This is a genomic window from Phormidesmis sp. 146-20 (assembly GCF_052939475.1).
In genome coordinates, this window is sequence record NZ_JBJPHT010000008.1 from 185,725 (window position 1) to 201,151 (window position 15,427).

At 49.7% G+C, this 15,427-nt stretch carries 11 protein-coding genes and 1 tRNA gene; 7 read left to right on the forward strand and 5 right to left on the reverse strand.

Annotated features, from left to right (window positions below; genetic code table 11):
• Positions 1 to 81 precede the first annotated feature (81 nt).
• On the forward strand, positions 82 to 459 hold the full coding sequence (locus ACKFKH_RS09805; RefSeq protein ID WP_446858092.1) for a response regulator: 378 nt from the start codon (positions 82 to 84) through the stop codon (positions 457 to 459).
• A 497-nt stretch (positions 460 to 956) separates the two neighbouring features.
• On the opposite strand, the gene ACKFKH_RS09810 is transcribed toward ACKFKH_RS09805, so the two are convergent.
• Positions 957 to 1,091 carry a hypothetical protein gene (locus ACKFKH_RS09810; protein WP_446858093.1) on the reverse strand — a complete coding sequence of 45 codons (135 nt, stop codon included), beginning with the start codon at positions 1,089 to 1,091 and terminating at the stop codon, positions 957 to 959.
• Here ACKFKH_RS09810 and ACKFKH_RS09815 point away from each other — a divergent pair.
• From ACKFKH_RS09815 to ACKFKH_RS09830, 4 genes are all read left to right on the forward strand, one after another.
• On the forward strand, positions 1,081 to 1,635 hold the full coding sequence (locus ACKFKH_RS09815) for a DUF305 domain-containing protein (protein ID WP_446858094.1): 555 nt from the start codon (positions 1,081 to 1,083) through the stop codon (positions 1,633 to 1,635). The two genes, ACKFKH_RS09810 and ACKFKH_RS09815, sit on opposite strands and share 11 nt — an antisense overlap.
• 162 nt (positions 1,636 to 1,797) lie before the next feature.
• A complete protein-coding gene (locus ACKFKH_RS09820) occupies positions 1,798 to 3,453 on the forward strand; it encodes an efflux RND transporter periplasmic adaptor subunit (protein WP_446858095.1) in 1,656 nt (551 codons plus the stop codon).
• A 7-nt stretch (positions 3,454 to 3,460) separates the two neighbouring features.
• Positions 3,461 to 6,598, forward strand: coding sequence for an efflux RND transporter permease subunit (locus ACKFKH_RS09825; RefSeq protein WP_446858096.1), 3,138 nt, complete (start codon positions 3,461 to 3,463; stop codon positions 6,596 to 6,598).
• 261 nt (positions 6,599 to 6,859) lie between these two features.
• Positions 6,860 to 7,345: a hypothetical protein gene (locus tag ACKFKH_RS09830; protein WP_446858097.1), complete on the forward strand. Its 486-nt coding sequence runs from the start codon at positions 6,860 to 6,862 to the stop codon at positions 7,343 to 7,345.
• Positions 7,346 to 7,379: 34 nt separating this feature from the next.
• Here the strand turns inward: ACKFKH_RS09830 and ACKFKH_RS09835 are convergent, their stop codons facing one another.
• Positions 7,380 to 8,261: an Rpn family recombination-promoting nuclease/putative transposase gene (locus tag ACKFKH_RS09835; protein WP_446858098.1), complete on the reverse strand. Its 882-nt coding sequence runs from the start codon at positions 8,259 to 8,261 to the stop codon at positions 7,380 to 7,382.
• Between the two features lie 212 nt (positions 8,262 to 8,473).
• On the opposite strand from ACKFKH_RS09835, the gene rppA reads away from it, so the two are divergent.
• Both rppA and rppB read left to right on the forward strand, forming a co-directional pair.
• The gene (gene rppA, locus ACKFKH_RS09840) at positions 8,474 to 9,169 is read left to right on the forward strand and encodes a two-component system response regulator RppA (protein WP_446858099.1); all 696 of its coding nucleotides are present in this window, start codon (positions 8,474 to 8,476) and stop codon (positions 9,167 to 9,169) included.
• A gap of 12 nt (positions 9,170 to 9,181) precedes the next feature.
• Positions 9,182 to 10,531, forward strand: a complete 1,350-nt coding sequence (rppB, locus tag ACKFKH_RS09845) for a two-component system sensor histidine kinase RppB (protein WP_446858100.1) — start codon at positions 9,182 to 9,184, stop codon at positions 10,529 to 10,531.
• Between the two features lie 214 nt (positions 10,532 to 10,745).
• Here rppB and ACKFKH_RS09850 read toward each other — a convergent pair whose 3' ends face one another.
• The 3 genes from ACKFKH_RS09850 to ACKFKH_RS09860 form a co-directional block, all read right to left on the reverse strand.
• Positions 10,746 to 11,924, reverse strand: a complete 1,179-nt coding sequence (locus tag ACKFKH_RS09850) for a lipocalin-like domain-containing protein (RefSeq protein ID WP_446858101.1) — start codon at positions 11,922 to 11,924, stop codon at positions 10,746 to 10,748.
• Between the two features lie 242 nt (positions 11,925 to 12,166).
• Positions 12,167 to 14,749, reverse strand: coding sequence for an ABC transporter permease (locus tag ACKFKH_RS09855; protein ID WP_446858102.1), 2,583 nt, complete (start codon positions 14,747 to 14,749; stop codon positions 12,167 to 12,169).
• A gap of 292 nt (positions 14,750 to 15,041) precedes the next feature.
• Positions 15,042 to 15,114: transfer RNA gene (locus tag ACKFKH_RS09860), tRNA-Arg, on the reverse strand.
• Positions 15,115 to 15,427 lie beyond the last annotated feature (313 nt).

The following is a 15,427-nucleotide window of genomic DNA, read 5'->3' on the forward strand; positions in this document are numbered from 1 at the left end:
TTCGTGTTTAGTTGTTAATCAAAGGCTAAGAACTCATGGCTCACCCTTTGAAGATTTTTACAATTGATTCAGCATTGCTATATGACCCGACGCATCTTAATTATTGACGACGAAGAACGCATTCGAGAAGTGGTAAGAGCCTGCTTAGAGGATTTGGGCGGCTGGCAGACCACGATCGCTGCATCGGGCCAAGAAGCACTGACCCAGAGCGCAGCCTACCCACTCGACGCAATTTTGCTCGATGTCTCAATGCCCGACATGGATGGCTATCAACTGTTTGCCATGCTTCAAAAAGATGCGGCAACTAAAGCTATTCCGGTTATCTTGTTAACGGCTAAAGTGCTGCCTGACGATCGCCAACGATTTGCTCAAATGGGTGTCGCAGGCGTGATCAGTAAACCGTTTAATCCAGCGACGATTTGCGATCGGGTAGCGGCAATTCTCAACTGGACAGACTAGAACTTCCTCCAGATAAACTAATGAATCGGCGCTCACGACAAATTGAACTCTATTAAAGATCGCTCAATTTAATATCCAAACAACACCCGAAGTTTCTTAGCTTATTGAACTTTTTGAGATTTGGCATATCAATCTCTGAGTATTCATTAAAAGTGTTCATTAAAAAACGGTGCGATTGACTTTTGTGGAGTTGATCAGTCAAGCAGCAGTTTTAATGGTGTCTATGTCGATCTCAATCTAAAGAAAGCAACGCTCGATCGCGTTCCTCTATTCATAGGCGTAGAGAATCATCCTTTCTAGGTAGATTCATTTCACGCTGATTTTATTTTTAAATGGTTTCCTATTGAGTAGGGATGCCACTAACCCTGAAGGCCTTGACTCTCCAGCTTGGTAGAGAGTTGAGAATGAAACTGTTCTATAGCTCACTCAGCACTAAATATGAAATCCTTACTCTTCAAAGTTAAATTTTTAGACCGTGAACTGAACGTGATCGCAACTCAAGCGTCGATCAGAATGGTCGCGATCGCTTCGCTGCCCTTCGTATTCGGGGTTCTGACGGCTTGTTCAACGCCTTCAAATTCATCTGCAAATCCTGCAACTAGCGCTCCAGCCGCCAACACAATGCCTAGCATGAATCACGGCATGGATCACGGCAAGATGAACCACAACCTCATGGATTTAGGCCCTGCCGATGCCAATTTTGATTTGCGCTTTGTCGATGCCATGACTCCGCACCACCAAGGAGCCGTCGAAATGGCAAAAGAAGCCCAGCAGAAATCAAAGCGCCCAGAAATCAAAAAGCTGGCAGCCGACATTATCAAAGCACAAGACAAAGAAATCGCTCAGATGAAGCAATGGCGGCAAGCCTGGTATCCCAAAGCAGAAAGTACTCCAATGGCGTATGACTCCAAAATGGGAAAAATGATGCCGATGTCGTCTGACCAGATGAAAGGCATGATGATGAACATGGATTTGGGAGCCAGTGACGATCAGTTTGATTTGCGCTTTATCAATGCGATGATTCCCCACCATGAAGGCGCAGTGATGATGGCAAACGATGCATTGAGTAAAACTAAACGTCCAGAAATTAAACAACTTGCTCAAGAGATGGTCTCTTCTCAACAAGCAGAAATTGCTCAGATGCAGCAGTGGCGCAAAGCTTGGTACAACCAGTAGTCAGCCTAAGAGCATGGTTTAAAGGTAATCATTCATCGCCTCCCTCACGGGCGGATGACAACTGAAACAAAGAGACTCTTGACTACTTTTAGAACATCCTCTACAGCCTGATTCAGCCCTTTGGGTTAACGCTGGACGATTTCATCATCAAGGAACTTCTCAATGGCTCATCTATCTCAGCACGCTCATCGCCTCAAAACTGTCCGCTCTGTTTCTGGAACGCTTCTCGGCTTGCTGCTGTTGGCGGCTCCTGTTCATAAATTGTTGGCTCACGGCGGACATGGCGATGAGTTTCAAGGCGGCAGCCAGCCAGCGCAATCTGCGGGTGCGATTCAGGTGGATGCAGAAACGGCAAACCGGATGGGATTGAAGGTGGAGCCTGTGAGCCGTCAGCAACTGGCATTTGGGGTGAAAGCGACCGGGCAAATCGAAACGCTGCCCAATCAACAAGTCGAAGTGACGACTCCAGTCACAGGAACCGTGCTTCGACTGTTTGCGAAACCTGGCGATCGCGTCAACCTTGGTCAACCGATCGCCTTGATGACGAGTCCAGAGTTGGCAGAGCTTCGGACTACGGCACTCGATCGAGGCACTGAAGCCACCTCAGCCGTTCAACAAGCAGAAGCCGATCTGCGATTAGCTCAGAAAACCTATGCCCAACAGCAAAAAATTGCAGAAGCAGAGATTCGACAGGCCCAAACCGAATTAGGCTTCTCGCAAGAACGGTACGATCGAGATCTCGAACTCACCAAAACTGGGGCACTCCCTCGCCGCACTGCGCTCGAATCTCAGACCAAACTCGCTGAGGCGAAAGCTGCATTTGCCAAAGCTCAAAGCCGTTTATCCGTTTCTGAAGCGGAGGCACAACTACAACGCGCTCAGTCTGCGGTAGAAATGGCACAGTCCAAAGTGCAACTGAGTGGACAAACCTACCAAACTCGCCTGCGACAATTAGGGGCGACTGCTAACGAGGACGGCACGATTACGGTAATGGCTCCGATTTCAGGCATCGTTGTCGATCGCAAAACGACGATCGGAGAATCGGGGCAAGATGCGGGCAAGAAAATCATGACGATCATGAATGGCAATAGTGTGCAAATTGCTGCCAACATCTACGAGAAAGATCTGAGCAAAATTCAAGTTGGGCAACGACTCCAGGTTAAGGTGAATGGCTTGCCAAATCGGTCGTTTACGGGGCGTATCAGCACGATCGGCGCAACTGTTGAGGGAGAGAGCCGCATTGTTCCTGTAAAAGCTGAAATCGAGAACTCAGATGGCGCACTCAAACCAGGAATGTTCTCTGAGTTAGAAGTATTGACCGATCAAACACCCGTTGCAGTGTTAGCTGTTCCGGCTTCCGCGATCGTACAAACCAACGACAAGAAGACCGTCGTTTTTGTGCAAAACGGCACTGCCTTTCAACCCACTGAAGTTACTCTAGGTCAGCGTTCTGGTGAGTTCGTTGAGATCAAAAATGGTGTCTTTGATGGCGATCGAATCGTCACTCAGAGAGCCAGTCAACTTTATGCCCAATCGCTACGCAGTGGCACGACTGGAACAGATCATCCGACAGATCCCACTCAAGCTGGACTCTCGCTACCCTGGTGGGTCATGCTGCCCTTGGGAAGTGCGATCGCAGGCGGAATATTTTGGGCAGGAACCTACTGGGCAGGTCGCCGTAGTCGAGTTGCTCCGGGTCTAGGCAAAGACTCCCGCTTTTATGACGCTGAAATACATTTTGACCGCGCTCATTCGCCAACCAGTCAGCATTCCACTGGAGCCATCGAAGAACAACCAGACTCTACTCGCCCTCGTTAAGTAAATTATGCTCAGTTCGATAATTAAGTGGTCGATCGCGCGGCGTTGGCTCGTTGTCTTAGGTGCCCTCATTCTCACGGTCTGGATTTTTCTCACGATTATTAAGATGCCGCTGGATGTGTTTCCAGCGTTTGCCCCGCCCCAGGTTGAAATTCAAGTTGAAGCGCCAGGACTTGCGCCAGAAGAAGTCGAATCGCTGGTGACATTGCCGATCGAGAGTGCGCTGAATGGAACTCCGGGGGTCAGTGTGGTTCGCTCTTCGAGTGCGGCAAGTATTTCGGTTGTGAGAGTGGTCTTTGACTGGGGAGCCAACATCTATCAAGCGAGGCAGCTTGTCACCGAGCGATTGCAGTCTGCTCAAAATCGATTGCCAGAAGGTGTCGAACCCCCACAGATTGCGCCGATTAGCTCCCCGATCGGGACGATTCTCAGCTATTCTTTCACCTCCAAAACTACGGACTTAATGGAGGTGCGCCGCATTGTTGATTGGCAAGTCACGAACCGTTTGTTAGCCGTCCCAGGCGTGACGCAAGTGATCGCGTTTGGTGGCGATGTGCGGCAATATCAAGTCTTGGTTGCGCCAGACAAACTGAAAGCCTTCAACGTCTCTTTACAGGATGTATCGGAAGCCGTTGCCGCTGCCAATGTGAATGCTCCCGGTGGTTATTTGGTGACTCCCGATCGAGAAAAGCTAATTCGAGGAATTGGACGCATCGAAGACATTGAAGCCCTCAAAGAATCCGCGATCGCAACCCGAAACGGCACGCCAATCAGAATTACCGAAGTTGCAGAAGTCAAATTAGGAGCGGCAGTCAAACGCGGGGATGCCAGCCTCAATACTCAAAAAGCGGTTGCGATCATTATCAACAAACAACCTCAAGCAGATACGCCAACCGTCACTCGTGCGGTCGAAGCCGCCATGCAGGAGGTTAAGGCAGGCTTACCTAAAGATATTGAAATCACCCCGACCTCTCGCCAGGAAACCTATATCGAGGCCTCGATCGAGAACGTTCGCAGTGCGTTAGTCGAAGGCAGTATCATCGTCGCCATTATTCTGATTCCGTTTCTGATGAATTGGCGCAATCTGGCGGTGTGTCTAACTGCTCTGCCACTTTCATTACTAGTTGGCGTGCTGGCGCTCAATTGGCTGGGACAGGGACTCAACACCATGACCTTGGGCGGGTTGGCGGTGGCGATCGGGTCTGCGGTGGATGATGCGATCGTAGATGCCGAAAATGTTTACCGCTGCTTACGAGAGAATAACTATTCGCCGAATCCGCGTCCGGTTTTAGAGGTGGTGTTTGAAGGCTGCCAAGAAGTGCGAGATTCAGTGTTTGGAGCCACGATCATTACGGTGGTGGTCTTTGCGCCGATTTTTGCGCTAACGGGCGTGGAAGGCAGCATTTTTACGCCGATGGGAGTGGGGTATTTAGCAGCAGTGCTGGCTTCTAGCGTGATTGCCTTGACGGTAACGCCTGCCCTCTGTGCCATTCTGCTGCCTCATGGTCGCCTTCCTGAACGCGAACCCTGGGTCGCCCGTTTTTTTAAGCGGCTTTACTATCCGTTGCTCAGACTTTCGATGCGTCGATCGACTCTGATTTTAGGGGGTGCTGCGGCAAGTCTGGTGATTGCTGCGATCGCAGTGCCGTCGTTTGGTCGAGTCTTTCTCCCAGAGTTTCAAGAGCGATCGCTGGTCAACACGCTTTTGCTTTACCCAGGTTCCTCTCTAGAAGCCACCAACAGCGCAGCGTCTGTACTAGAACACAAGCTCAAAGACGATCCCAGCATTCAATCGATTCAGGTGCGGTCTGGACGGGCAGCGGGTGATGCGGATGCGGCAGGTGTTAACTTAACTCATCTTGACGTGGAGTTGAGTGAGGAAGGTATGAAAAACCGTAGAGCAACGGTTGAACGGGTGCGTGCAGAATTCGGTAAGGTGCCGGGAGCCGCGCCCAATGTAGGAGGCTTTATTTCCCATCGGATGGATGAAGTGCTGTCGGGTGTCAGAAGCGCGATCGCGGTCAAAATATTTGGTTCTGACTTAGAACAACTGCGATCGCTCGGACAGCAAGTAAACCAGGTGATGCAATCGGTTGAAGGCGTGATCGATTTGCAGCTTGAACCTCAAGTTCCTGTTGAGCAAGTTCAGATTGAGTTTAATCGATCGGCGGCGGCTCGCTACGGGTTAACGGTGGGGCAACTTTCAGAAACGATTGAAACGGCTCTAAACGGACGAGTGGTTTCTCAAGTCTTAGAACAACAGCAAACCTTTGATCTCGTCGTGTGGCTAACACCAGAGGCTAGACAGAGCTTAGAGACGATCGGTAATCTTCTAGTAGATACGCCGAATGGCAACAAAATTCCTTTAGCGCAAGTCGCAACCATTCGCGAGGGAACAGGGCCAAACACAATTAATCGTGAAAATGTCTCTCGCTTGATCGTGATTGCGGCGAATGCAGAAGGAAGAGCGTTACGCGCTGTAGTGAACGATATTCAGGCAAGAGTAAAGCAACAGATTCAAATTCCACCCGGTTATTACATCCAATACGCTGGACAATTTGAGGCGGCAGAGCGAGCCACTCAGAATCTTTTGATTTTTAGCGCGATCGCATTCGTCGTGATCACCGTAATCATGTATTTATCTGTCAAATCAATTCCTTCTACGGCTGCCATTATGATCAACTTACCATTGGCGCTGGTTGGAGGAGTGATTGCGGTTGCATTGACGGGAGGAATTTTGTCGATCGCGTCTCTCGTTGGCTTCGTCACCCTATTTGGCGTTGCCACTCGTAATGGGCTTTTGTTAGTTGATAACTACAATGCAAAGTTTGCTGAAGGGATGCCGCTCAAAGACCTGTTGATTGAGGGGTCGATGGAGCGACTAAATGCAATTTTGATGACTGCCTTTACGTCTGCATTGGGATTAGCGCCGTTGGTGTTTGTAGGAGGTGCGGGCAAAGAGATTCTTCAGCCGTTGTCGATCGTGGTACTGGGTGGGTTATTTACCTCGACTGCTTTAACTTTATTGGTAATTCCAGCGTTATATGCCCGTTTTGGCAAAGTCCTAATGCCCAAGCAGACTTCTCTTTCTAGAGAAGAGAATCAAGAGGTTGGTTCTGAAAAGGCTGTAGGCTACAAGGCTTGACCAAGTTAGATTCTAGTATTGAAGGAGCTATCTCGGATCGAACTGTTTACCAATATCCATGTTTAATTCAACGTCAGTTCGATGAACGCTTCGCTTCGCTTTTAGATCCAGGAACGCCCCCTAAATCCCCCACGAGTGAGGGACTTTGAACCAGAATTCCTCTCTTAAAGTCCCCCAAAATTGGGGGGTTGGGGGGCAGAAGCTGTGAACAACGAAGCGGAAAACCTCTTATCGAATTCACGTTAATTCAGGAGCTAACTCATGAAATCTTTCAAGTCTTTCTCGATCGTTTTTGCAAGCTTCGGACTTCTTTTTTTAAGCGCTTGCAGCACTGGCAATCAAACCGCAAATCCGGGGAGCAGTCCCGCGAGTCCGATCGCTTCATCACCTGTCAATGAATCCAAGTCCGCATCGCCCAAAAAGCATTCTGGAGCCAACCAAGGTGGACAGGTCGTTGAATCAGGTAATTATCATTTAGAGTTTGTTCCAGAAAAAGAAGCTGAGGGCACTCATCTGGATTTCTACTTGCAGAAAGGCGACAATCACGAAGCTGTTCCAAATGCAAAAGTCACGGCTCAAGTGCAATTGCCCGATGGAACTCAGAAGTCTTTAGCCATGAAGTACGATGCACAAGGCAAACACTATAAAGCCCTACTGCCTGGAACGATCGCTGGAGAATACAAAGTTGCCATTTTGACAGACATCGCTGGCGAAAAAGTGAATGGTCGCTTTAGCTTTACCAAGTAGACTCCGACGACAAACCACGATCGAGTGAAATAAGCTACAACGCCTGTTCTAAATCTAGCCAAGTCGTCAAATCTGCGATCGCTGAAAAGTCCAGCAATGCCAATGCTAAGGCTTCGAGTTGTCCGAGACTGAGAGCAGAAATGCGATCGCGCTCTACTTGAGAGAGTTGTCCGACTCGTTGTTCTAGTAATAAGAAGACCAGCGATCGTTCCCCTTCCTGTCGTCCTTCCTGTCGTCCTTCCTGTCGTCCTTCCTGTCGTCCTTCCTGCCGTCCTTCCTGCCGTCCTTCTTCCAAAATGTCCTGATAAATGACTGACTCGCGCATGATGTCCTCCCGAAACAATTGACGAATCAAACTCTTCTCAAATTTTAACCCAGCGAGAATCTGGGTGTACGTAGAAATCTCTTGCCGTTGCGTCGGCTCTAGCTGATTGACCTGCTGTACAACTTGAAGGAGTAGATTTTGGGGCTGTGATGTAGCGGCAAGCGCAGCGAGAGGAAGCAAAGCCGGGTCATTGAGCAGCCGTTCGGGATCTTCTTCCCACAACCGGATCACACGATAGTCATGACGGGTGGTTGCGGAAACGAAAGCAGTCTCGATCGTCGTTAGATCAGCAGGAGGAAGAAGCAAAACCACAACTTGAGTAATCGGCAGTCGATGGAGACGATGCAGCCGTACCCAGTAGTCCAGCATCCGCAGCGGAAGTGGTGGATTCGATTCGAGCTTGGTTTGAAATTCGAGATGGAGAAGTTGCCCTTGTAGCTGCAAAAAGGTGACGGAATCAGCGCGAATTGGTTCGATGCTAAGTTCGGTTTTGAGCACTTCAACCGCGACTTGAGAGGTGCCAAGTACCCAACTGGCAAAGCGGGCGGGATGTTTTTCGGAAAGCAGTTTGCAGAGATTATCAAACGACATTGGACGGCGGACTCAGTGGTCATAGCTTACCAGAGCGATCGATCTGAGGTTAGAGGTTTGTCTGAGAAGCCGTTACAAGCATTGGAAGAAGTGTTAGTTTGACTGTAGACAATCTCAGTGAGTTGGGTTGATTCAAACTTATTGATTAGGTGAGGGGACGATACCTCTATCCTAGAAGTAGTCAGAATTCTGGGTTGATCGAGAAAACTTTCATGCGGATACTGCTCGTCGAAGATGAACCGGATTTGGGGGCTGCAATTCAGCGGGTTTTGAGCCGAGAAAAATACATTGTAGATTGGGTTCAGGATGGTGCAAAAGCTTGGGACTACCTCAATGATCAGCAGGTTCACTATACGCTGGCGATCGTCGATTGGTTACTTCCAGGGCTGTCTGGTATCGAACTTTGTCAACGACTGCGCTCGCAGCACAATTCACTACCCGTCCTGATGCTAACGGCAAAAGACCGCATGGAAGATAAAGTGATGGGATTGGATGCCGGAGCCGATGATTATCTCGTCAAACCTTTTGGCATGGCAGAATTGCGGGCACGACTGAGGGCACTACAGCGACGATCGCCCCAACTTCAGCCATCCCAACTCCAAGTCGGTGATCTCATGTTGGATTACAGTACTGCCACTGTTTCCACTCAAAGCCTTCAAGCACAACCCCAAGCAATTCCCCTGACCGCTAAAGAATTTCAGCTTTTAGAATATTTTATGCAGCATCCCAACCAGATTCTCACCCGTGACCAATTGATGAATCAAGTTTGGGATCTGCAATCTGATCCCACTAGCAACGTTGTCCCCGCGCAAATTCGCCTTCTCCGCCGCAAGCTCGCCGAGTATGGCTGTGAAGGACTCTTGGAAACTGTTTACGGATTGGGCTATCGCCTCAACGTCACGAGGTAGACACCCAAGATGATGAACCAAAGCAAACTGTTTAATCGAACACGCTGGCGATTAGCGGGCTGGTACACCGGAGTCATGAGTTTGATTCTCGCGCTGTTTGGAGTGGCTGCTTATCAGTTGTTGACCGAAGCCCAGTGGTACGCTCTGCATCAAGAACTAGAATCTGTAGCGGGAACCCTTCACGATGGTCTAGAGCCAATGCTCAAACAGCCTGGAGTCATTGACGATCGCGCGGCTCAACTCTTGCCAGGATTGTGTTTAACGCCATCAACTTGTTCTGATTCTGAACGATCGTCCACTCAACATCGGCATATTTTAGGAGCCGTACAGCAAGAAGGTTCCTATGTGCGTTTCTTAACTCAATCTGGACGGCTGATCGCAACGGTTGGACAACAACCCCAGGGGCTGCCAGTCACCCAACAACAAATGCTTTGGCAAACGTTAGAGAATCCTGAAGGCAAACGCTATCATCAGATCGCTTTGCTGCTAAAAAACGATCAGAATCGTCCCTGGGGCTATATGCAGGTGGGTCGATCGCTGCAAGAGTTCGATCGCTATTTAGCAACCCTGCAAGTTATTTTCTGGCTTGGACTGCCGCTCACAATGCTCGTAGTGATTGCGGCAAGCTGGTGGTTAGCGGGATTGGCAATGCGACCTGTCTATCAGTCTTATCAACAAATTCAGCAGTTTACAGCGGATGCGGCTCATGAGTTACGGACGCCATTAGCGGCAACAAGCGCAACCATTGAATCGGTTTTAGAACTCGAAGAACTATCAGAAACCGAAGCTCGCAACACACTACAGACGATCGAGCGTCAAAACAATCGCCTTGCTCACCTCGTTCAAGATTTGTTGTTGCTCTCTCGAATGGATCTCCAAGTTCTGCCTGTAAAACATCAACCGTGTTGTCTAAATAGCTTGCTGACTGATGTAGTAGACGAATTTAGTGCAATGGCGATGGCGGCTAACATTCTACTCACACTTGAGGTTCGAGTTCGACATTCGATTTATGTATTGGGTAACGAAGAACAACTTTTTCAACTTGTCGCAAACTTACTCACCAATGCCATCCAGTACACTCCTATGGGTGGAACAGTCGCCGTGTCTCTGGATAGCGATTCTACTCAAGCGGTCATTCAAATTCAAGATACGGGGATTGGAATTGCGCCGGAGGATCAGTCTCGCATCTTCGATCGCTTTTATCGAGTTAGCTGCGATCGCTCTCGTCAAACTGGAGGCGCTGGGTTAGGGTTAGCAATTGCCAGCGCGATCGCTCACGCGCATGATAGCGAGTTGCAGGTTCACAGTGTTTTAGAACAAGGCAGCACATTCAGGCTTCGATTAGCTCTAGTTCAAGTGTAAGACGGTGACGCTGTAGCTTCAAAATCTAACTGATTTAACGTCAATTCGATGAACTCTTTCGCTGCGGTTATAGATCCAGGCAGCCCCCTAAATCCCCCACGAGTGAGGGACTTTGAACCAGAGTTCTTTTCTTAAAGTTTCCCAAAATTGGCGGCTTGGGGGGCAGAAGCCGTGAACAACGAAGCGAAAAAACTCTCATCGAACTGACGTTGATTTATTCTCGAACGGAAAGCAGCGAGTCTAAGCGATCGGCGTAGCCTGTTAGTTCTACATAGCCTTTTCCGGTGAGGGGGCGATCGTTTTGCAGTCCTTTAAAGGCAACGGCTCCTTCCCAGTAGGTTGCGGTTTGGGTTTTGAGTTCTTGGTTGGGCATGAGCGGCTGTGCTTGTAGGGTCAAGTTGAGTTTGGGGATGGCGATCGCCCATTTGGCGGGGTAGACTGCTTTGCTGTTGGGGCTTTTCCAGGTGTTTAGGACGTTGACTTGATAGTCTTGGGCGGTTAGGGGAGTGGTTGTGCTGTCAGCCGCGATGAAGGTGCCCGCCGACGTGGGTTCCAGGGTACCGTCTTCGTGACGCAGCAGGTAAAGCATTAGAGCCGTTCCGTTATCAAACTGCATTGAGAACCAATCCCAGCCCACTGTACCTGCTGCTAGCGAACTGGTGGAATATTCGTGATCTTTCCAGGTGATGCCTTTGACGGTAAAGGGCTGTCCTTTGATGGCGATCGTTCCCTCAGTCGGCTGCTGCACCAGAGAATAGTAGTAAGAAGCGTTTCCGGGTTCGAGTCCTTTGACGCTCAAGCCGCGATCGCCCTGCAAGACAGGTGGACGGGTTTGTTCAACCGTTAAATCTAAAGTTACATCTGGAGTTTGAGCTTGAAGCCGAACTTTTCCGGGTGCAATCTCTGTCGCTGACCAATTTTCTAACCAGACGTGATAGGGTGCGACAGCGGCCCCTGCGAGATCGACCCGGCCGCGACTGAAGCGATCGTAAGGGTAAAAAGCCTGTTGAGCCACATCGCTGACGGTGAAATGGGCTGAATAAATTTGATTGCCGCGCCAGTGAGATGGGGAGGATTGAGAGTCGGAGGATTGGGAGTCGGAGGATTGGGGTGCGATCGCTTGCCGAAAAAAGGTGAGTTGGTAGCCAAACGATCGGCCTTCCTCAGTTTCTAAGTTGCCTGTGTAATACCACCATTCGGTCTGGTAGTCTTCGTGGGGGCCAAAGTCTTGAGGAAAGTGCCAGTCTTGAGGAGCCGTTGCTTTCAGAAATTTGGACGTGTCAACGGGAGCATCTTCTAGCCAGGTCAGTTGAGTCGCCTCAGCCGGAAATGGAAACAGAAAAGTAAAGCAGACGCAGATCGATAAACACAAAAGTTTGAATCGCTGGAGCATAAAAACCAAGGTTCCAAATGATTGAATTGAGAGCAGCAAAGTGATGTAAATTCGATGAATCTTTTCGGTTCGGTTTCAGATTTGGGTTGCCCCCAAACTCCCTACAAGTGAGAGACTTTAAACCAGAACTCTTCTCTTAAAGTCAGCCAGAATTGTGGAGTCGGAGGGCAGAAGACTTCAACAACGAAGCAAAAAACTGCATTGAATTCACACCAAAGTAATCAGAATAGAGAACATCAACCTCATTCCTGACGAATCGCAGCAGAAATATTCATGCGACCGAGACGAAACGCTGGGTAGATTCCAGCTAACAATGCAGCCACGATCGCGACTAACAACGCTTGCCAAAAATACCGTCCTTCTAGCGCCATTTGCAGCGTCCACCCAAACGATCGCACATTGATCACATAGATGAGAATCCACGCCAACGCATATCCCAACGGCATCGCAAACACACCCGCCATCGTCCCCATCAACCCCGTTTCTAGCAGCATCAAGGCACCCAGTTGGCGCGGAGCCATCCCCGTCGCGCGGAGAATTCCTAGTTCACGAGTGCGTTCAAGTTGCAGGCTCATCAACGTGCTGAGAACGCCAATAAAGGCAACGACCACCGCCAACAATCTCAAAGCATCCGTAATGGCAAAGGTACGATCGAAGATTTCTAATGAACCTTGCCGCAAACTGCGATTGGACTGCACCAATAAGCTTTGTTGTCCCTTAAATCGGGTACGAATCGACTCGACGATCGCATCCACCGAGGTATTGGGCGCGACGAATAACCCCAGAGACGCGATGCTGGAGTCGTGCCAGATCGCTTCATATAAATCGTTGTCGAGAATGATCGTGCCGCGATCGGACGAGTAATCATAAAACACCGCTAGAACCGGAAAGGAGCGATCGCCCTCCGGAGTTTGCAGCGTGATCGATTGAGGAGGCTCGGCTAAGTTTTCTCGCAAAATCAGCGCTTCTGAAATGATCACTCCTTGACCTGCATCCAGCGCATCCCAAGGATCTTTGCCCAAATCTTGGCGAATCCAGGCGTAAGGACGTTTGCCCTGAGAGACATCGCCATCGGCAGAAATCAGCTTGACCTGACGATGAAAATCAACTACCTCAACATCGGCATCGTTGTAGCTGACGGCTTTCTTGATTCCAGGATGAGTTTTGAGGGCAGCAGCCACCAGGGGATCAAGCTTGCCCAAGACGCGATTGGCCGTGGTCGATGGCGGCGATACATAGATATCTGCCTGCAAGGTTTGATCCAACCACTGCACTACGGTTCCGCGAAAGGAACCCACCATAATCGACACGCCGACAATGACAGAGACGGAGACCATGAGAGCCGCGATCGCCACCGAGGTTCGGCTGAGTGACCGCAAAATATCACGCGGGGCTAACCGTCCAATTACGCCCAAAAACTGCTGGCCCACAGGTGAAAAACTCTGCATCGCCAACGTTACCAGCGGCGGAGTTAGCAACGCTGCCCCTAATAGAACGGCAAACAGTCCTGCGAACGCTGCGACTAATCCGGCCGATTGCCATTTTAATAACGCAACCCCCAACACAGTCGCCGTAAACCAGGCAAATACCAATGTCGGTAATAGTTTTTGCACTCTTCCTTCGAGGGTCGATCGCTGAAGGGTCAAACTGGGCGGCGTATTCATCGCTTCGATCGCAGGCACCGCAGAGGCAATCAGTGAAGAGACAATCCCGATCGCTAACCCTTTGACGATCGTACTTTGCGCCAGCGTCACTTGTTGAACGGTGACCACAAAATAGAAATCGTTGATTGTCTGAGTGATCAAGCCGACGATACTGCGACCTAACACAATCCCCAACGCTACACCTAACAGGGAACCGATCGTACTAAAGATCGCTGCCTCACCCAAAATTAACGTGAATAACTGTCCTTGAGTTACGCCAATACATCGCAAGATTCCAAAAATGGGACGACGTTGGATCACACTAAAGGTCACGGTGTTGTAAATCAAAAACATCCCGACGACCAACGCTAACAGACTCAGGGCCGTTAGATTTAATTCAAACGCGGCCGTCATCTGCTGAACTGCATTTTTCTGCGCCTCAGCCGTTTCTAGCTTGAGATCACGGGGCAACTGAGCCGTGATTTTATCTAAATCTTCAGGTCGATCGACGATCAAATCAATCTGATCCAATCGTCCCACCTCTCCCAAAATTTCTTGTGCGGTGGCAATGTCGGCAAACAAAAAGTTACTCAGTGCCCGCCGATTCAGCGAATCATTGGTTTCTAATAACCCAATCACTTGAGCCGATCGCGCCTGTCCTGCTACATCCAAATGCAGCGTATCGCCCAAAGCCACCCCATACTGCATGGCCGTCTCTTTGGAAAGCACGATCGTATTAGGCTGCATCAAAAACTGCGTAAAGCCATTTCCACTGCTGCCAATATCGCTAAAATAAGCCCGAAAAGGAGACTCTGCAAACAAATCAACGCCCACCAACCGCATCGGCTGATCGCCCAATTCACTTGTCCGCACATATCCCTCGACCACAGGCGCAGACGGCAAACTCACCGATCGCTTCACCTGAGCATAAACCGATTCGTCGATGCCAGTGGGGGCGATCGCGACAATCCGATGAGTTGCCCGTCCCGTAATCGCATCCGTCGAAAGTGAAAAGGCGCGTTGAGCGGAGCCGTTGGCCAGGTCGATCGAGACCATCATCGCCACACCCAAAGCAATTCCCAAAACGCAGAGGACATACTGCAAAGGGCGCTGTCTAAGTCGCTGCCACGCCAACCGCCAAAGCGGACGATTAGACACGATCATGGAGTCTTGAGAATTCATTGATACCATGCCTACTCTGGAGAACCAAGATTTAGAGTAGCAAGTCTATCGATGGTTTGTATCTAAGCGGCTGAGATTGTCCTTGATCGCCGCCAACCAGCATGAATTCGATAAGATAATTTGCTTTGGGTGATAGCGTCGGGTGTCTTCTCGATCGCCCACCACTGAGGAATTTTGAATCGCAAATCTCGTCCAGAAGTCCCCCAGAATTGGCAGCGTGGGGAGCAGAAGCGCTAAACAACGAAACGAACAACCTTTATCAGGATTCCGTTAATCAATCTAAAGACAATAACGAGCATGGAGGGATTCGAACCCCCGACCCTCAGAACCGGAATCTGATGCTCTATCCACTGAGCTACATGCCCTCTCGTTACTCTGGAATTATATCATCTTAACGTGAATTCGATGGGAGTTTTTCGCTTCGGTCTTCAGCGCTTCTGCCCCCCAACCCCCCAATCTGGGGGACTTTTAGATCATAGTCTTCGTTCAAAGTCCCTCACTCGTGGGGGATTTAGGGGGCTGCCCGGATTTGTAACGGCAGCGAAGGATTTCATCGAATTCACGTCATCTTAAGTCGATCTCGAAGAGATATCTGCTCTAGCATGATCTCGAAGAGATGTCTGCCTGGTTGCCTGACAGAAGTAGGTGAAACCCAACAAACACGAGGAAATTAGTGAA